Consider the following 17,588-nt stretch of genomic DNA (forward strand, 5'->3'; position numbering starts at 1 on the left):
GTGCAGATTTGGCAGAGGACGGTTCCTATTCCAAGCGTATTCTATTGGATAATGGAGAGAATGTGATTGAAGTAACAGCCTATGATCTCGCAGGTAATTCTACAACCCAGAGCGTCACATTGGATGTCCAATTTGATGCACCAGAGATTGAAAATCTAACACCTACAGAGGACGTTGATTTACAGGCTGGAGAAAGTGTTAAGATTGAATTTGATAGTGAGCCAGGCTTGCGTGCAACCTATGTTATTCATATGCCATTAACGAATCACGGAGCAAAAATTGCTAACGCAACGGAGCTGCCGATGATGGAAACAACGCCAGGTCATTATGTCGGTTACTGGACAGCGACATCTAATGCTTATGCAGAGGGTGCTGTTATCGAAGTTATTGTGAAAGATAGCTATGGTAATGAAGCACGTGCAAAGGCAGAAGGAAAGCTGAATATTAATTTGGAGTAAGCTTTTATCCGACTGAAAAAGAAAGAGAAATATTCAAAAAAGATCAGTTTCTCCCAATGAGCGGAGGGACTGGTCTTTTTTGTATGCTTGGATTGCGAATGGAGCTAGGCTGATTTCTCGTCAGTCTGCAGTTGGATGGTTTCTCCGATTTTGGAAGGTTATTTTTGATATAATAATTCAGTCATGATGCCGACGACGTTTTCCTTTGAACCTTATAAAATAGACTTAAGATCAAAGAGGAGGAATAAAAATGAAGGATTCTTTATTTCATTATCAGGCGGAGAATGACTGGAACTATCGGAAATCGCGGTTTACAAAATTGTATACAAAGCAAAAGGACGATTCAAAAACAATTAACAAGTACCTATTTACTGTACTTTCCGTTTTCACTGGAAAAAGATAGGGGTATGGAAGATGCAGATGGTGAAAACAAGAATTATAAGCAGGGGATCAACAGCCAGTGAAGGCCTGATTGGTTCAACTAACAATCAGTGGGGGAAGTGCGAAAAACCCACTGATTGAAGTTTCACTTTATCACAGATTAACTGGCTGTAAGCCTCCCACCAAGAATTTTAGTTGATAACAAGAATGATAAGTGGGGGTTCAACAGCCAGTAAAAGCCTGATTGGTTCAACTAACAATCAGTGGGGGAAGTGCAAAAACCCCCCTGATTGAAGTTTCACTTTATGTTGTAATCTGAAAACTAAATTCGACATCATCCTTTAGTTTACCCTGTTCATATGTTCGTTCATAGAACTGGACATGGTGATTATGATTTATGAGTAAAACCGTAGCTGATCTGGTCCCGTAATGGGGCGTTTGAATAAAAAGCGGTGAAAGCTGTTTCTCTAATTCCAAACCAACACCTGTATCAGGTAAATCCTGCTGATTGGCTATTTCCGTATTTTCAAGCAGGTGAAATAGTCGTTCAGGAAGCAGTTTGGCTGATTCCTTCTTCAATTCGGAAAGTATTTTTTTCCCATATTTAACTTTTGGCCAAGGTGTATCTAAGAAATGATTGCTTAATGCATGAATACCACTAGAGATAGGTTCAATATTGTTTTCTAGATTATTCAAATACCACAGCTTGTCCGCATTTCCTACAATTACATTGAATCCCGAATAAAGTGTTTTATGTTGTTGTAAAGCTTGTAAATAGGTTACTGGATCTTGTTTGGATTGAAGATAATCAGCAACAATGGCACCTCTTGATTTCGTATGGGTTTGTTGCTTATTCGGCTGTCGATAATTCGTTAAGGCAGCAAATCGCCCTTCTTTCGTTATCCCCAGCCAAGTTCCAAGTTGGACTAAATCACGTCCAGCTAATAGAGATGGCGCATCTTTCCAAAAATGTGCTGGAGCAGTAGGACGTTTATAGTATTCATCACGATTTGCAGCAACAATTAGTTTGTATTCGGGATGACTGCCAATTTGAAAATTAATCAGACACATCTTCATACCTCCTTTCTAATAGTATACGGTACAAATAATTAGGGAAGCAAAGCGAAGTTCATAAGTTTTTCCTGCAATGGTTGTTTTTTTCAGATTATTTGATAAAGTAATAGAAGTAGAAATCGATGGAATGGATGGGAGATAGAAAGAATGTATAAAGCAATTATATTTGACTTGGATGATACGTTAATATGGGATGCGAAAAGCATTCAAATGGCATTTCAAGATACATGTAAAAAAGCTGCAGCGATAAACCCTGCTATCGATTCCAATAAATTGGTGGAAAGTGTAAAAGTACAGGCACGCAAGCTGTATGAAAGCTATGAAACATATCCATTTACACAGCAAATTGGCATCAATCCATTTGAAGGATTATGGGGCAAGTTCGAGGATAAAGGTGAAGATTTTAAGAAACTTCACCACATTGTGCCAGACTATCAAATAGAAGCATGGACGGAAGGATTGAAGGGCATTGGAATTGTAGATGCGGAGCTTGGACAGCAGCTTGCCGATACGTTTCCACAGATGCGTAAAAAACATGTATATTACTATCCTGATACTTTCTCTGTATTAGACAGTTTATATGGAACCTATAAATTATTATTGCTTACCAATGGGTCTCCAGATTTGCAGCAAACGAAGTTAAATCTCTCTCCGGAACTAGCACGCTATTTTGATCATATTGTTATTTCAGGCAGTTATGGTAGAGGGAAACCAGATAAAGGTATATTTGATTATGCATTAAGCTTATTAGACGTCCAAGAAGGTGAAGCAATCATGATTGGAGATAATCTATTAACAGATATTCGCGGGGCAAACCTTGCTGGTATTGACTCTGTATGGATTAATCATCATCAAAGAGTAGCAAGTGACGACCAACCGGACTATGAAGTAAAAGGATTGGGTGAGGTTCTTTCTATTATTAATCAAAACAGTAAATAAATATTTTGGTTATCATATAAAACCGGCTATCTTAGACCGTCTTATGTTAGACGAAAAATAGCCGGTTTTTTTGTTTTGATTAAGTTAGAATTTAGATACTATTAATTATAGATCGATTGGTTTGACGTCAACAATATCGTTGAGCTCATCTAAACCTTGTAATGCTTCATCACTTATGACTTTATCAATCTTCAGTAACATAATCGCTTCCCCGCCACGATCGGATCGATCTACCTGCATCGTTGCAATGTTTACATCAAAATTGGCTAGTAAACTACCCATTCTTCCGATTACACCAGGTTGGTCATGATGATGAATCACAACGATATGGCCATCTGGTGTAACATCAACACGATAATGATCTACTTTGACAATTCTCGCACCAAGCCCATTCAGAAGAGTTCCGGATACACTTCTTATTGCTGATTTTGTCTTAATTTCTACGGTGAGTAAATTGGTAAATCCTTTTTTGGCATTTGTCCGATGCTCATGAATGGTAATGCCTTTTCGATCAGCAAGGTAAAGCGCATTAACATCATTGACATGCTCTCCTAAATGACGCTGCAATAATCCCTTGACTGTGTTACGCGTTAATGGTGCCACTTCCAGCTCTGATAATTCACCTGCGTAATATATATTCACTTCTTCAACCACTTCGTCTACTAAACGGGTGAGAAATGCGCCGAGTTTTTCAGCAAGGTAAAAATAAGGTTCAATTTTATTTAATATGCTTCGGGGCACTGCAGGCAGATTTACCGGGTTTTTGACTGTACCTTCTGTTAGGAAACGGATAATATCCTCGCTCACATCGATGGCGACATTTTCCTGTGCTTCCACGGTGCTTGCCCCCAAATGCGGTGTAACAATGACTTCTGGGAGCTCTAGCAATCGATTATTACGAATCGGTTCTTCTTCAAAAACGTCCAAGGCAGCTCCTGCCACTTTTTTTGAAATAATGGCATCGTATAACGCTGCCTCGTCAATAATACCTCCACGTGCACAATTAATAATCTGAACACCTGGCTTCATTTTTTCAAAGGCATCGGCATTGATAAGGTGCTTCGTTTCTTTCAGTAGAGGTGTATGTACGGTTATAAAATCTGCAGCGGCAATTACCTCATCCACACTGCCATAGCGGATACCAAGTTTATTAGCTTTTTCTTCCGTTAGAAAAGGATCATAGGCTATGACATGCATCCGTTGTCCTTTTGCACGGTAGGCCACTTCTGCGCCGATTCTCCCCATACCAATAACACCAAGTGTTTTGCCTTTTAACTCTGTACCAACATATTTATTTCTCTCCCATTTATGATGCTTTAAAGCCATATGTGCTTGCGGGATTTTTCTAGATAAAGACATGAGCATAGCCATCGTATGTTCTGCTGCCGAGTTTGTATTCCCATTTGGAGCATTTACGACAATCATTCCATGTTCTGTTGCCGCTTCTAAATCAATATTGTCAACCCCGACTCCAGCGCGACCGATTATTTTAAGGTTTTTCGCCTTCTCAATTAAAGTTCTTGTGACCTGTGTTTGACTGCGAACAACTAATGCATCAACGGTTTCGATTCGTTGCTCTAATGCTTCCTGGGATAATTCGGTTTCTACTATCACATTCATTTCCGGGTGCACTTGTAGTGGTTGTATACCATCTTCATGTAATGGATCCGAAATTAATATATCGTAGGACATGTTTTAACTCCTTTTATACATTTTTTAAATCAATTGGGTTGTACAAAAACTTTTTGTGCAGCTGTTGTTCCAGCACCAAGTATATGATTGCTTCGTATATGGTGCAGGCAAATCTCAACCAAGGAAATGTACTGGAATACATCTGCGGGGGAACAAAATCCCATATGACCTATACGAAAAATCTTGCCTTTCAACTGCTTTTGTCCGCCAGCAATGATAAGTTGAAACTCTTTTTTTAATGCTGTGCGCAATGCCTCAGCATTAAAATCAATTGGTGCTATAGCTGTTACTGTTGGGGATGCGTCCGAGTCGGTTGTGAGTAAGGGAATATCCATGGCACGAAAAGCAGCTCTTGTCATCTGCATCATTTTGTTATGCCGTTTTACAGTTGATGCAAATCCTTCCTCATGCATTAAATGTAAAGCTTGTTCAAGTCCGAATAAAAGAGAAACTGCTGGCGTGAAAGGTGTACTACTTGATTCAGCAGCAGCTTCATATTTGTTTAAATCAAAATATAATCCATGATGCTTTTTCGAATGACTGATTGCACTTGCACGTTTACTCATCGCTATAAATGCCAGCCCTGGGGGCAGCATGAATGCTTTTTGAGAACCAGAGACGACGACATCAATACCCCATGCATCCATTTCCATATGAACCGCGCCTATACAGGAAACACCATCAACAATAATAAGCGCATCAGAATGCGTTTGAATGGCTTCAGCAAGCTTCTCAATTGGATTGAGTACACCTGTAGAAGTTTCACAATAGGTAAGGAATACGGCACGAATATTCGGGTGTTGTTTAAGCATACGTTCTATTTCAGTCGGATCTGCTGCTTTTCCCCATTCTATTTCTAGCGTATGTACTTGGATATCATAGGATTCACAAATAACAGAGAAGCGTTCACCAAATGCACCCGTAACAACAACGAGTACTTCATCACCGCTGTTAAGGGTGTTGGATACTGCAGCTTCCAAACCTCCTGTACCACTGGAAGCTAAAATAGTTACCTTCTCCTTTGTACCGAAAACGGGCTTTAGTAAGGGTTGGATTCTTTCCAACAGCTCTTTCGTTAAGGAATCTCGATGTCCGATAATTGGTTGACTCATGGCAAGCTGAATACTAGGTGGAATGGGTGTAGGGCCGGGGATTCTAAGTATTTGATGGTCTGTATGCATAGCTAGCTCCTTTTCAAAACGAGAAAAAAGCATTGGGTACATTCTTCACGTTTCATTAAATTAGTTCATAGCATAACAGATTTCGGAATGTTGTCAATACTTGAAAGTAGTATAAAACTGAAAATTCCCGCTAATTTATCGAAATGGAACGAAGCCTTTCATAACACATGTTTGAGAGGAAGCGTTTTCAAAAATTTTTATATAAAAATACAAATAAATCTTATTTTTGGCCTAGCACCAATAGAGGAATAAATAAAACTGCAAGCATTCAGGTATGGCATTAAAATTCCCGTCGACAGAAATAATTGATTGATGGTGAGGCTTGAGCTGGATGTGGCTTTGACAGCTGAAAAATGATGAAGTGGCCAAAACATGATACGTTTTAATTATACAGACTTTCCGAACGATAAAGCTTAAGTGGGTCATACACCGTCTTTAAACATGGGACTCTCAAGAGATGACATCCAACATGCGTGTACTTTGGTTAGCACAGTCATGTTGAATGCGTTACATGATTAGCCGCCAATCCAAATACCGATGGAAAGTAATAATCCGAACACCCAGTGGTGAAGAGCGGACCATTTCATACCAGCGATTTCCATTGAACGTGTAGCATCTAACCGATACGCGCTATATAATCGCCAGGAAAATGGTGCTGCTAGTATGACAGAAACGGCTGTCCAATGGATGAGTTGGGTAGCGATGAGTAGAAATACAGTCACATAAGTGAATAATAACATAGTAGCATGTAAATAGGCAGCTTTTTTTCTACCTAATTTAATTGCTAGTGTACTGCGAAAGTCAGCATCCTTTTGGATATCGCGAATATTATTGGATAATATCATGAGCGCAATCAATAGGGCATAAGGAAGTGCAACGGCAAAAATACCGGTATCAATCGAATTGCCCTGTATTATATAAGCTAGAAGAGTTGGGATTACCCCTAAATAAATTGCAGCAGTCAGCTCGCCTAAACCAAGCGCTGATAAGGAATACCTCCCTGCTGAATAAAAGAATCCAACAGCAATACCAATCATGCCAATTGGAATGATAATCCAATTACTTTCTGATGCGAGCCAGATGCCGAGCATGGCAGCCACGCCAATTAAAAAAAGTGCAACAGTGGGGATGTGGTGATGCGCTGGCCCTGTATGTTGTTTTGTTTGCCATCGGTCTTGATCCTGTCCGTTACAAAAATCAAAATAATCATTTAGCATATTCGCTGCAGCTTGAATCAAAATGGAGGCAGCTAAAAGAAAGAACAATAAATCTAACCGTACATTTCCTTTTAATGCAGCAAATGCGGTACCAGCAAGAATAGGACTAATTGTACCAGTAAATGTGAGCGGACGCATAAGCTGGAACCAAGAAAAACGAAAAAAGTGATAATCATCTGGTAATACTGTTATATGTTGTTTTTCGGATGGATTCATTTCAATTACCTCCTTTTCTTGCTTATTAGGCTAATCTTAAAGGGCCACCATAAGAATAATGAGGACAGTAAATCCGACTGCTTCAACGGATTCCAAGGCAGCCAGTCGAATTAATTCTCGATATAACGGTTTTTTATTGCCATTTGCTGCCTCCCGCCATAAAAATATATCCGTGAAAATAAGTTTCATTTCCCGATAACCAATACATACTCCCCAAAATAGGGTTATGCTTCCAGTGATTAAAGCGGCGAGCCAAGTTTTTCCGTATGCTGTATGCCACAACATGTCTATGCTATGAATGGGGCCAAACACTGTGCCTAAAAGAATTCCGGATAAAATGACGCCGAATCCCGCAAGTGTGAAGAGATGATGCACATGTTTCATTAATGATAATAAGAATTTTCGTTGAACATGCAGCTTCATTTTTGCGGCAGCAGGATATACACCCCAACCAACAAATAAAATTCCGCCGACCCAAATACAGGCAAGAAAGATGTGAATGACCAGCAGTATTTCTCGGATCATTTTTCTCGCCTCCTTTGTTGATTATCTCAAGTATAATCCTTTTTTATTGTGTAAAGCGTGATATTTATCACGTAATTTTCAAATGAATGTTACGGATTTTTGACAGCAAAAAGCACCGCTCCGTTTACATTGGGATGCGGTGCTTTAGCAATGGTATGTTAAATCTTATGCTTCATCTGACTTTTCTTTGGTTATGGATCGATCCTTTGGGGCAATCCAAAAAGCAAAGATAATCGATACAATCAGAATAAGAAAAGGTGCATAAAACATTAAAAATTGTTGCATACCACGATCGATCTCCTTTCCTAATTATAGTCTGATTTACCTTTGACATAATCGGTATTGAAAATGAATAATCGAAACAGTAAAAAGATGGACGGAATCAGTAATGCAAGCCCTGCTATAAAGGCAACAATTAAGGAAATTGCCATTGCTTCGTTTGTGAAGCTATCATAAATGGTTAGATGCGGATAAAGCAGATACGGATAATGAGAAAATCCATAGCCGTAAAACGCCAGTGCAAACTGTCCTGCTAATAACCCAAAAGCAACCCCATAATTGCGCCGTTTCCAGATAAGAAATACTGTACTGATAAAGAATAAAACGGATAATCCAAATACCCACCATAAATCCATCAGCCTGCTCGCATGCTCCGGATTATGCGAATGTAATTCAACAATAATTCCCGCGGCAGTGATAATTGTTGGGAAAGCCCATATTAATGCATATTTTCGCATGATTTCTGTCGCCTGCTTATCCTTTGCCTTATTCGCATACCAGGTTAAAAAAACAGCGGAAATATACAATACAGCCGCAATACTTAATACGACGATACTCCAGGTTAGCGGGCTACTAAATAATAACCAATAATCCAAGACTGGTTTACCATCTTGCATGGAAATAAATCCACCCTCTGATATGGTTAATACAATCGAGAGGGAGGCTGGCAATATTAAGCCAGCAAGCCCATACATAAATGAATAGCCCTTATGACCTCTGGAACCATATGTTTCAAAGGCGTAATAGGATCCGCGAATTGCCAATAAAATAATGGCAATACTGACAGGAACAAGTAGGGTAGTACCATAATAAAAAGCAGTTTTCGGGAAAAATCCGATAATCCCCACGAAAAAGAAAACCAAAAAGACGTTGGTAACTTCCCAAACTGGTGAAAGATAACGTTGAATGACTTTGGAAAGCAAGTGTTGTTTATCTCTAAGAGTACTATATGCATTGAAGAATCCAGCACCAAAGTCAATGGAAGCTACAATGAGATACCCGAATAAAAAGGTCCATAAAACAAGTATGCCAAGGATTTCCAAATCCATTATGAAACACCACCCTTTTCTGCTGCTCGATCTGCTAATTCTTTTTCAACAGGGTTATGTTTGAACATACGCCGTAATACGACAACGGAGCCGATGCCTAAAATTATATATAGACCAGCAAATAACACGAGCATCAGGTCAACCTGGTTACTGCTTGTAGCTGCATCTGGCGTTCGCATGATACCGCGTAATACCCACGGTTGCCGTCCAACTTCGGCGAGCCACCAACCAGCCTCCATGGCAATGATGGATAAAGGTCCACCCAATACGAGCAGCCATCGGAATCCTTTCGTATGAATGAAAGACCAATCCCGTTTGATGCCAATCCAGTAGAGGAGTGCCAGGATAATCATCCACACACCAATGGTCACCATGATATCAAATAAATAGTGAATATAAAGTGGGGGAATGTCTTCCTTTGCAAATTGATCGAGTCCAATTACTTCTGCGGTTGGGTTATTATGTGCCAATACACTTAAAGCAAATGGTATTTTGATGGCGTATTTGGTTTCCTCCCCATCTAAGACACCATAAAGAATAAGTGGCGCCTTTTCAGATGTTTCGAAGTGCCATTCTGCAGCAGCCAATTTCTCTGGTTGGTATTCTGCTAAATATTTTCCGGATAGGTCCCCAATTAAGGCACTCGCAATCGCGAAAATTAATCCGATTTTTACAGTGAGATATAATGCTTTTTTATGGTAAATATGGTTAGAACCCTTTAATAATCGAAAAGCAGCGATGGATGCTAGCACGAAGGCAGAAGTCATGTAGGCTGTTGCCACTACATGTGCCACCTTTGTCGGCATAGCTGGATTGAACATAGCAACAAGTGGATTGACATTCACAAGTTCGCCGTTCAGCATATCAAACCCTTGTGGCGCATTCATAAACGCATTAACCATAGTGATGAAAACTGCAGAAAAAGAAGCCCCAATAGCAACAGGAATCAAGAAAAGAAGATGTTTGCGTTGATTCTCAAAGCGATCCCAGGTATATAAGTAAATACCCAAAAAAATGGCTTCAAAGAAAAATGCAAATGTTTCCATGAAAAGTGGTAGTGCAATGACATTACCCGCAAGTTCCATAAAGTTTGGCCATAGTAAAGAGAGCTGCAAGCCAATTGCTGTACCGGTCACAACACCGACTGCAACTGTAATAACAAAACCGCGGGTCCAGCGTCTGGCTAATAGAATATAATGCTCATCATTCTTTTTAATACCGATCCAATGCGCAATCATTATCATTAACGGGACGCCAACGCCGATTGTGGCATAGATGATATGAAAGGAAAGTGTAAGCTCCGTTAATATTCTACTGTAGTGGACTGCTTGTTCATTTACCAAATCGATAGAACCTCCCTTATATTATCCACCGAATAACCTTCCCAAAATGGACAAGAGCATAATGGCTGCGACGATAAAGGCAAGCCAAATTAATTTTTTTTCATGATTTTTATACATTCTGACACTCCCTTGTATATTTATATTACCCCTAAAACCGATAAAAAAAGCATGTCCTTTGTGAATGCTTTCTAACGTAGTAATGAAGAAATAGTGACATAAGCCACAATTTGTAAATATAAATGGTTGTTATCCATTCGCTTCCCTAATAAGAAGGAAAGGTCTATTAATGGGACGAAGTATGCTAGACTATGAATAGATTGTTTGCCCAAGTAAGTATGTTAGCAGATGGAGGTTGAATGCGATTGGTGGATAAATCGAATCCAATTGAAAAAATAAATAAGCTGCCAATCGTCGCAGTGCTTATCGCAGGATCGTTTTTGGCCATATTGAATCAAACCCTATTGGCAACAGCAATTCCGCCTATTATGAAGGATTTAGATTTAACAGAAAATACGGCACAATGGTTAACGACTATCTTTATGCTGGTGAACGGAATCATGGTTCCAATCACCGCTTTTTTAATTGAAACGTTCACAACAAGAAGATTGTTTATGTTTGCCATGAGCACCTTTGCGTTTGGTACACTTATTTGTGCTTTATCACCTAATTTTCCATTGTTAATGACTGGCCGGGTGGTACAGGCTGCTGGAGCAGGAATTATGATGCCATTAATGATGACGATATTTCTATTGATTTTCCCGATAGAGAGAAGGGGGACAGCGATGGGGATGGTTGGGCTTGTCATCTCATTTGCCCCGGCAATTGGTCCACCACTTGCTGGTTGGTTAGTGGAGATATTCCCGTGGCGTTCCCTTTTCTATATTATTTTGCCGTTTGCTTTAATTGATCTAATTTTTGCTTACTTTTTAATGAAAAATATTACAACAAGGACATTTCCAAAAGTAGATGTACTGTCCATTATTCTGTCCTCCATTGGTTTTGGTGGGTTACTTTATGGATTTAGTAGTGCTGGTAATTTTGGTTGGTCCAGTAGAATGGTTCTGATTGCGCTTATAATGGGAAGTCTTTCATTGACTGTATTTATATTACGTCAATTGAAACTAAAACAGCCTGTATTGGAGTTTCGTGTTTTTAAAAATAAAATTTTCACGATCACTACCATAATTGGTATGATTGCGTTTATGGGGTTAATTGCTGCGGAAACCATTTTGCCTATATATATGCAAAAAATGGCCGGATTCTCTGCTTTAGATTCAGGGCTAGTTATTCTTCCTGGGGCATTAATCATGGGTTTCTTATCTCCTGTTATCGGTCGTGTGTTTGACCGGGTTGGAGCTAGATGGCTCGTGATTATTGGCTTATTGATGCTTACTGTTACGTCTTATTTATATACAAATTTAACGGAAACGACTTCATTATCCTATTTAACCATCGTTTTTACGATTCGCATGATTGGGCTATCGATGATTATGATGCCTGCAACAACTGCTGGTCTTAATCAGTTGCCCAATCGTTTAATTCCACATGGAACTGCAATGAATAATACGATGCGAATGGTCGCAGCATCCATTGGGACAGGTGTTTTGATTACGATTATGACAGGCGCGACGCCGGATATAGGGGAACAGGAGGATATGAACCGGCTTATTCAAGGGGTAAATATTGCTTTTTACGTGGTTACGGCCCTCTCTGCATTGGCATTGATCATGGCTTTCCAAATTAAAGGACAACAAGCTAGAAAAACAACTTCATAGAATGGGAGATTTCAGAGCCGGTGATCAATCTAAGAATCTCCCAAGTCTGTTGTCTGCATTTCCATGTTATAATATGGAACATGAACGAGCTGATGGGGGTGGAAATGGAATGCAGTTTGTATCCATTGATTTTGAAACAGCGAATGAAAAAAGATTTAGCCCATGTGCAATCGGTGTGGTGATTGCAGATGAACATCAAATTATCGATGAATTTTATAGCTTGATCAATCCACAAATGGAGTTCAGTCCATATAATACGTATGTTCATGGTATTACACCAATTGATGTAGTTGATGCACCAACTTTTACGGAATTATGGCCTCGTCTGGATAATTATTTGAATCATCATTTGGTTGTGGCTCATAATGCCAGCTTTGATATGAGTGTGATTCGTAATACTTTAGATTATTATGAGCTGCCATACCCAGTATTGGATTATCTATGTACAGTTGCTATTTCCAAAAAAACATGGCCTGAATTAGAAAATCATAAGCTAAATACATTGGCGGCATTTCACGATATTCGTTTTGAACATCATCATGCATTAGAGGATGCCCGTGCGGCAGCAAAAATATTACAGTATGCCGTGAAATCAACAGAATCAGGGTCCGTGGAGGATTTATTACAACAGCATCAAATGACAAAGGGTAAGATTTTTGAAAGAGGATATGCTCCACCAAAAGAGAAACGTGCTCGAAAAACGAAACGTATATATTTAAAATAATGACAAAGCTGGAGTACCTATCAGGGTTTCTCCAGCTTTGTTTCTTTAGATTAATTGTCACGTTGTTTATGCTTCATACTTATATTTGGTATGAAATAGGCGATGGTCGCTGATAAAAAAGCGGTTAATACCGTAATTAAGAATGGGTTGAACGTGCCGTACATAACTACTTCATCCGTTAATTGGGCGCTTTGATTCCATAGAGGATTTATTTCTGGTGTGTATGTGGCTGTCAGTAGCACCCCTGACAGAACTTGTAAGATAGAAAACATGATGAGAAAACTAATGGCAAAGATAAAGTATTTCTTCAATGGATTCACTCCCTTCCCTCAATGGATGTAAGATTTTTGTATTTAATAGACGCGTTCTACTTCATAACCTTTTTCTTGTAAAAGTGAGACGATATGTGGTTCCTGAATAAGATGCAAAGTACCGACAATCACGAAATAAACATTATTCTGATCTTCCTCGAGAAAATGTTCAATCTGATCGGCCATGGCGATATTCCGATCATCATTTAATGCTTTCATAAATGCTTCTTCTTCGGGATTCGGTTCTTCCTCGGTGTCTCCCATCAGCGTGTTGAGTAACTCCTTTTCATCCCCTGCTAAATAGAGCGAGAAAAGCTCCAACATATCATCTTCATATGATTCCATGCTTGTGAGGGTTTCTTCCAGCATTTGAATTTGGTAGGCTTCAGATGTATCTGCAAAAACTGACAGTTGACTTTCAGCTGTTTCCAGCGCGATAATCTCTTTTTGGTCCTTCTTAGCTTTTTTAAGAAAATATTCATCAACCCCATATGTATAGCCTAGCTTTTCCAACATGAAGGAATCCAGCATGGAAGAGAGTACCCATGGACGGTACATTTCCATCTGCTGTGGAATTTGTTCTTTCTCCATATACTTGCTAAGCTTCGTATAGAGTTTTTTCGGAATGTGATCTTCAATAGTTGTGCCATCCTGATAGGTGCCAATACTGATAAGCAATTGACTGGTTTCCAAAAGATTCAATGAAGTGATATCTACTTCTGGTACAACAATATCTGCATCCAAGTAGGCTTGTTCAGTATGTGTATTTAAAGGATAAAAATCCTTCGTCCCAGCATGAATGGTTCCTTGTAAATATACTGTTGTTTGGCCATTTTCAATCTTCCATAAATAACCACCTGCTCCATCGGGATCACCAATTGGTTGCTCATCCTTTAAAGTGACAGAAATTCCTTTATTTCGTAGCTTTTCTATCACATCGCGTTGAGCGGAATCGAGTTTGGCTGCTCTCGTATGAATATGTAATTCCTTTAATGCGGGTAGTGATGCCAAAGGAGCATAATCGGAAATTGGTTCATTTAAAAATGTTAAACGTTCTAATTTTGTTAATTGCTCGATACCTGATAAGTCTTTAATTTTTTTGCTTGTAATTTCGATTTCCTGTATAGATGTAAGGTCTTTTTTGGTTAACGAAGCATCGGTTATATCAAGTGTTGCTTTTATTTCGGCTTCTAAATGTTTATCGGAAATCGTTACTGTTTCATTGCTTTCGTTGCTACAAGCGACTAAGATGACAGCCATGAAAACAATAAGCAGACCGTTTATTATTCGTTTCACGCATTTTCCCCCTTTATCTATCATATACGAATGATTCTGATAATCGTTTCAAATATAATATAGGAATTACTGTTATTATACATGTAGTTTCCTTTCAATAAAGTATGAATGTAATACCATGTTCTATTTATCTTAAAGTATGGGTAACCTTATGAATTTCCTTTCTTCATGATACGATTTGAAGTATTAGGACATTTGATTCATTTTACGCTATTGGAATGAATTTACATTGTAATAAAACGGTTGTAGTAGTATGATGTAAATAAGCTGCAATGCTCGTATTTTATGAAGTTTTAACCTCTAATGTGATAATAGGGAGTTTTATATTGAAGCTGTAATGTCGGGCCGTCATTGTGCAGCGGAAGACAGGATAGCTTTTGCAAACACCCACTTGGAAGAGTGGTGGTTTAAAACTTTTTATCACCAATACGGCAATTGTGGCTATCATTTTGCGAAAAATAGTGTAACAGCTCTAATGGGGCTGTTTTTTTTTATTGATCTAAAATAGGTGCCTTGGGGATTTCATTCTTAAGTAGTGATTATACATGGTTATCACTTGCTATACAAAAAGCGTATTATCTATGGGTTATGAAACAAGGTATAGTAAGAATAAGATGGAAAAGGGGCTGTTATATCATGTACGAATGGGAAAAGCTGGATCACGTATTGTTGGCATGTCCAAACGGTGGGGAACAACAAGCGCGTGAATTTTATCAGGGGATTTTAGAAATGGAAGAACTGGAGAAGCCTGAACCATTAAAAGAAAGAGGAGGGGTTTGGTTTCAGCTTGGTGAAGTACAGCTTCATATCGGAGTTGAAGTATCATTTTCACCGGCAAAAAAAGCACATCCAGCAATTCGTATCAAAAATATTCACCTTTTAATGAAAATGCTGGACGAAAAAAATGTCGCTTATCAGTTGGATGCTGATTTACCAGGTGCAAGTAGATTTTATATTCATGACCCCTTCGGAAATCGGCTGGAATTTCTTGAGTGGCTATAAATAAACCAGTCGATTGTTTGGATTAACCTAATACTTTGAGACCATATAAAACACCTTCGAAAAGGGTATGTAGAAATAGAAATAACATATAAAAACTCGAAGGTGTTGTTGTTATGCATACATAAGGTTTGGCCAGCGGGATAGCCAGTTTTTTTCACGAACGCGCTTTTCATATATTTTTATCCGTTTAGTGGATTGCTGAAAGAAAGGTGTGGGACGAATGATGCCCTCACATACATCCGTAATCCCATGTGGTGCAGCTATTTCAAGTGCTCCTTCTTTTGTGATGCGAATTGCTATTGCAGTAGCGGTTTCCGGGAACTTAGATATCGCATCGATGGAATGAAGATAAGCTGGGACCTGATTAGTGAGATGCATTCTAGCCTGATTTTTCACAGACCAAGGGAGTTCGGGCATTATGTCGTGCAATTTTTTCTCTAATTCTTTTTCTGTGGCTTCAGACATTTGATCGTTATCGAAATAAATTACATCGATGTCGGGGCTCTTTGTTTGTATGTGATAGCCGTGTTGAATATCCCAAATTTTGGAGCGGAGCCATCCCGCACAAATCCAACTATCAGGCAGCTGTAAAGATTCAACAGCCTGAAGGGTTTTCATCATGTTTTTATCTTTGTAAATGACTTGAAAAATATCAGCTTTTGTACGTAATTTCATTCTTTATTATCCCCATTTCAATTCTCCCTACATATCAGTAGTTTGCCATGAATGAACCATTTGAACAAGTGTCAGAATGATGCCCGACCTTCGAAACTGTCAAAAGCATTTTGCAGATAAGCGATTGGTAGTGACAAATACTTTTTTGATGCAGGATTTCAACAAATATTGTCGAATAGTATTAAAGAGGAAATGCATAGTTTTGAATTAACATGATAATATGTATTTAACAGATATTTAACTGAATGGAGCGTTTTCAACGATGACAGAAAAAGAGAAAATGATTCAAGGCTTGCTGTACAGACCATCGGATGAAGAGTTGGTTCTTGACCGACAAGAGGCAAGAAGGTTAACAAGACTGTTTAATGGAACAACAGAGATGGATGTAGCGGAGCGAACGAAGCTATTGAAACAACTCTTCGGTACTACAGGAGAAAGCTTATACATAGAACCAGATTTCCGTTGTGATTACGGTTATAATATCCATGTTGGTGAGAATTTTTATGCGAATTTTAACTGTGTCATTTTAGATGTATGTCCTGTGAAAATAGGGAAAGATTGTATGTTGGCACCTGGTGTTCAAATATATAGTGCAACACATCCATTGGATCCTGTGGAGAGAAATTCAGGGGTGGAATATGGTAAACCAGTCACGATAGGGGACAATGCCTGGATTGGTGGAAGTTCTATTATTAATCCGGGAGTAACGATAGGAAATAATGTGGTAGTTGCTTCGGGATCAGTTGTTGTGAAAGATGTTCCAGATCATGTTGTTGTAGGTGGTAATCCGGCACGTATCATCAAAGAAATTCCAACAGTTACAAAATAAAAACAGTGGATAAGGATTTGATACGATTGCAACGCATTCTACTTTTGGTATATCCAAAATATGCAGATTTTCAACTTGGTCATTTGTTGTTTTTTTTGAAAAAGATTGGTAACTACGATATCGTAACTTTTTCCGTGGATGGTAAGCCAGTTCGTAGTTTGGGAGGATTAACAATCATTCCGGATGAACAGCTGGAAAACCTTCATCCCAGTAGCTTTAAATTGGTGATTTTGCCAGGTGGAGATGGAATAGAGCATGTTGCGAAACATGTGAAACTGCACCAGTTCATGAACGATGCAAGAGCAATACAGACTCCAATTGCCTCTATTTGTGGCTCGGCTGCTATCCTCGGCTATGCGGGATTACTAGAAAATACTACTTTCACTTGTAATCCAATTACGTATAAACATTTCAATGATGCTTTTTCAAATGCAACTTACACAAATACAACCATGGAAATTGGAGACGAACTTATCACTGCGAAAGGGACTGCATTTGCAGAATTTGCTGTGGAAGTGGGTAAACTGCTTCATCTTTGGAAGGATAAGCAACAAGAGCAATGGGCGTTGGATTTTTGCGTGGGAAGGATGTAATTGAATAGAAACGAAATACATATCACCAA

18 protein-coding genes, 1 other RNA gene and 1 pseudogene are annotated in these 17,588 nt (G+C 38.9%); 9 read left to right on the forward strand and 11 right to left on the reverse strand.

Features of this window, described 5'->3' with window-relative positions; all coding sequences use genetic code 11:
• Window positions 1-458 (forward strand): annotated as a pseudogene (locus tag DX933_RS00020) (peptidase S8); the annotation flags it as partial.
• A 250-nt stretch (window positions 459-708) separates the two neighbouring features.
• The gene (locus DX933_RS18290; protein ID WP_190279355.1) at window positions 709-861 is read left to right on the forward strand and encodes a hypothetical protein; all 153 of its coding nucleotides are present in this window, start codon (window positions 709-711) and stop codon (window positions 859-861) included.
• A gap of 281 nt (window positions 862-1,142) precedes the next feature.
• Here DX933_RS18290 and DX933_RS00025 read toward each other — a convergent pair whose 3' ends face one another.
• Window positions 1,143-1,910: an NRDE family protein gene (locus DX933_RS00025; RefSeq protein ID WP_123314438.1), complete on the reverse strand. Its 768-nt coding sequence runs from the start codon at window positions 1,908-1,910 to the stop codon at window positions 1,143-1,145.
• 150 nt (window positions 1,911-2,060) lie between these two features.
• On the opposite strand from DX933_RS00025, the gene DX933_RS00030 reads away from it, so the two are divergent.
• Window positions 2,061-2,852 carry an HAD family hydrolase gene (locus DX933_RS00030; protein ID WP_123314439.1) on the forward strand — a complete coding sequence of 264 codons (792 nt, stop codon included), beginning with the start codon at window positions 2,061-2,063 and terminating at the stop codon, window positions 2,850-2,852.
• Between the two features lie 105 nt (window positions 2,853-2,957).
• Here DX933_RS00030 and serA read toward each other — a convergent pair whose 3' ends face one another.
• From serA to DX933_RS00060, 7 genes are all read right to left on the reverse strand, one after another.
• Window positions 2,958-4,544, reverse strand: coding sequence for a phosphoglycerate dehydrogenase (serA, locus tag DX933_RS00035; protein WP_123314440.1), 1,587 nt, complete (start codon window positions 4,542-4,544; stop codon window positions 2,958-2,960).
• Between the two features lie 29 nt (window positions 4,545-4,573).
• Window positions 4,574-5,725, reverse strand: coding sequence for a pyridoxal-phosphate-dependent aminotransferase family protein (locus DX933_RS00040; protein ID WP_123314441.1), 1,152 nt, complete (start codon window positions 5,723-5,725; stop codon window positions 4,574-4,576).
• 515 nt (window positions 5,726-6,240) lie between these two features.
• Window positions 6,241-7,158, reverse strand: coding sequence for a prenyltransferase (locus tag DX933_RS00045; protein WP_223805823.1), 918 nt, complete (start codon window positions 7,156-7,158; stop codon window positions 6,241-6,243).
• 36 nt (window positions 7,159-7,194) lie between these two features.
• Window positions 7,195-7,683 (reverse strand): hypothetical protein, encoded by a 489-nt coding sequence (locus DX933_RS00050; RefSeq protein ID WP_123314442.1) that lies wholly within the window; start codon window positions 7,681-7,683, stop codon window positions 7,195-7,197.
• Window positions 7,684-7,848: 165 nt separating this feature from the next.
• Complete coding sequence (gene cydS, locus DX933_RS18835; RefSeq protein WP_397315550.1) at window positions 7,849-7,968, reverse strand: cytochrome bd oxidase small subunit CydS; 120 nt, start codon at window positions 7,966-7,968, stop codon at window positions 7,849-7,851.
• Between the two features lie 20 nt (window positions 7,969-7,988).
• Window positions 7,989-9,011 (reverse strand): cytochrome d ubiquinol oxidase subunit II, encoded by a 1,023-nt coding sequence (locus DX933_RS00055; protein WP_123314443.1) that lies wholly within the window; start codon window positions 9,009-9,011, stop codon window positions 7,989-7,991.
• Window positions 9,011-10,354, reverse strand: a complete 1,344-nt coding sequence (locus DX933_RS00060) for a cytochrome ubiquinol oxidase subunit I (protein WP_123314444.1) — start codon at window positions 10,352-10,354, stop codon at window positions 9,011-9,013. The genes DX933_RS00055 and DX933_RS00060 overlap by 1 nt, the downstream gene beginning before the upstream one ends.
• Window positions 10,355-10,716: 362 nt before the next feature.
• Between DX933_RS00060 and DX933_RS00065 the strand changes: the two genes are divergently transcribed.
• Entirely contained in the window at window positions 10,717-12,129 is a 1,413-nt protein-coding gene (locus DX933_RS00065) for a DHA2 family efflux MFS transporter permease subunit (protein ID WP_317843060.1), read from the forward strand.
• Between the two features lie 109 nt (window positions 12,130-12,238).
• The gene (locus DX933_RS00070) at window positions 12,239-12,853 is read left to right on the forward strand and encodes a 3'-5' exonuclease (protein ID WP_123314557.1); all 615 of its coding nucleotides are present in this window, start codon (window positions 12,239-12,241) and stop codon (window positions 12,851-12,853) included.
• A gap of 50 nt (window positions 12,854-12,903) precedes the next feature.
• Here the strand turns inward: DX933_RS00070 and DX933_RS00075 are convergent, their stop codons facing one another.
• Together DX933_RS00075 and DX933_RS00080 are read right to left on the reverse strand one after the other, a co-directional pair.
• Window positions 12,904-13,164 carry a hypothetical protein gene (locus tag DX933_RS00075; protein WP_123314446.1) on the reverse strand — a complete coding sequence of 87 codons (261 nt, stop codon included), beginning with the start codon at window positions 13,162-13,164 and terminating at the stop codon, window positions 12,904-12,906.
• Between the two features lie 42 nt (window positions 13,165-13,206).
• Complete coding sequence (locus DX933_RS00080; RefSeq protein ID WP_190279356.1) at window positions 13,207-14,460, reverse strand: TraB/GumN family protein; 1,254 nt, start codon at window positions 14,458-14,460, stop codon at window positions 13,207-13,209.
• Between the two features lie 261 nt (window positions 14,461-14,721).
• Between DX933_RS00080 and ssrS the strand changes: the two genes are divergently transcribed.
• Both ssrS and DX933_RS00090 read left to right on the forward strand, forming a co-directional pair.
• Window positions 14,722-14,907: non-coding RNA, 6S RNA (ssrS, locus tag DX933_RS00085), on the forward strand.
• A 189-nt stretch (window positions 14,908-15,096) separates the two neighbouring features.
• On the forward strand, window positions 15,097-15,462 hold the full coding sequence (locus DX933_RS00090; RefSeq protein ID WP_317843061.1) for a VOC family protein: 366 nt from the start codon (window positions 15,097-15,099) through the stop codon (window positions 15,460-15,462).
• Window positions 15,463-15,573: 111 nt separating this feature from the next.
• On the opposite strand, the gene DX933_RS00095 is transcribed toward DX933_RS00090, so the two are convergent.
• Window positions 15,574-16,137: a nucleotidyltransferase family protein gene (locus DX933_RS00095; RefSeq protein WP_123314448.1), complete on the reverse strand. Its 564-nt coding sequence runs from the start codon at window positions 16,135-16,137 to the stop codon at window positions 15,574-15,576.
• 262 nt (window positions 16,138-16,399) lie between these two features.
• On the opposite strand from DX933_RS00095, the gene DX933_RS00100 reads away from it, so the two are divergent.
• Both DX933_RS00100 and DX933_RS00105 read left to right on the forward strand, forming a co-directional pair.
• On the forward strand, window positions 16,400-16,966 hold the full coding sequence (locus tag DX933_RS00100; RefSeq protein ID WP_123314449.1) for a maltose acetyltransferase domain-containing protein: 567 nt from the start codon (window positions 16,400-16,402) through the stop codon (window positions 16,964-16,966).
• Window positions 16,967-16,992: 26 nt separating this feature from the next.
• Window positions 16,993-17,559, forward strand: coding sequence for a DJ-1/PfpI family protein (locus DX933_RS00105; RefSeq protein WP_190279357.1), 567 nt, complete (start codon window positions 16,993-16,995; stop codon window positions 17,557-17,559).
• The last annotated feature ends 29 nt before the right edge of the window (window positions 17,560-17,588 follow it).

The organism is Ornithinibacillus gellani, from assembly GCF_003730295.1.
GTDB classification, from domain to species: Bacteria; Bacillota; Bacilli; order Bacillales; family Amphibacillaceae; genus Ornithinibacillus_A; species Ornithinibacillus_A gellani.

What these genes read in the sequence shown, in the direction of transcription:
- cydS (WP_397315550.1), bottom strand. Translation starts at nt 7,968, where the DNA reads ATGCAACAATTTTTAATGTTTTATGCACCTTTTCTTATTCTGATTGTA.
- DX933_RS18290 (WP_190279355.1), top strand. Translation starts at nt 709, where the DNA reads ATGAAGGATTCTTTATTTCATTATCAGGCGGAGAATGACTGGAACTAT.
- DX933_RS00095 (WP_123314448.1), bottom strand. Translation starts at nt 16,137, where the DNA reads ATGAAATTACGTACAAAAGCTGATATTTTTCAAGTCATTTACAAAGAT.
- DX933_RS00055 (WP_123314443.1), bottom strand. Translation starts at nt 9,011, where the DNA reads ATGGATTTGGAAATCCTTGGCATACTTGTTTTATGGACCTTTTTATTC.
- serA (WP_123314440.1), bottom strand. Translation starts at nt 4,544, where the DNA reads ATGTCCTACGATATATTAATTTCGGATCCATTACATGAAGATGGTATA.
- DX933_RS00045 (WP_223805823.1), bottom strand. Translation starts at nt 7,158, where the DNA reads ATGAATCCATCCGAAAAACAACATATAACAGTATTACCAGATGATTAT.
- DX933_RS00050 (WP_123314442.1), bottom strand. Translation starts at nt 7,683, where the DNA reads ATGATCCGAGAAATACTGCTGGTCATTCACATCTTTCTTGCCTGTATT.
- DX933_RS00070 (WP_123314557.1), top strand. Translation starts at nt 12,239, where the DNA reads ATGCAGTTTGTATCCATTGATTTTGAAACAGCGAATGAAAAAAGATTT.
- DX933_RS00025 (WP_123314438.1), bottom strand. Translation starts at nt 1,910, where the DNA reads ATGTGTCTGATTAATTTTCAAATTGGCAGTCATCCCGAATACAAACTA.
- DX933_RS00090 (WP_317843061.1), top strand. Translation starts at nt 15,097, where the DNA reads ATGTACGAATGGGAAAAGCTGGATCACGTATTGTTGGCATGTCCAAAC.
- DX933_RS00040 (WP_123314441.1), bottom strand. Translation starts at nt 5,725, where the DNA reads ATGCATACAGACCATCAAATACTTAGAATCCCCGGCCCTACACCCATT.
- DX933_RS00100 (WP_123314449.1), top strand. Translation starts at nt 16,400, where the DNA reads ATGACAGAAAAAGAGAAAATGATTCAAGGCTTGCTGTACAGACCATCG.
- DX933_RS00030 (WP_123314439.1), top strand. Translation starts at nt 2,061, where the DNA reads ATGTATAAAGCAATTATATTTGACTTGGATGATACGTTAATATGGGAT.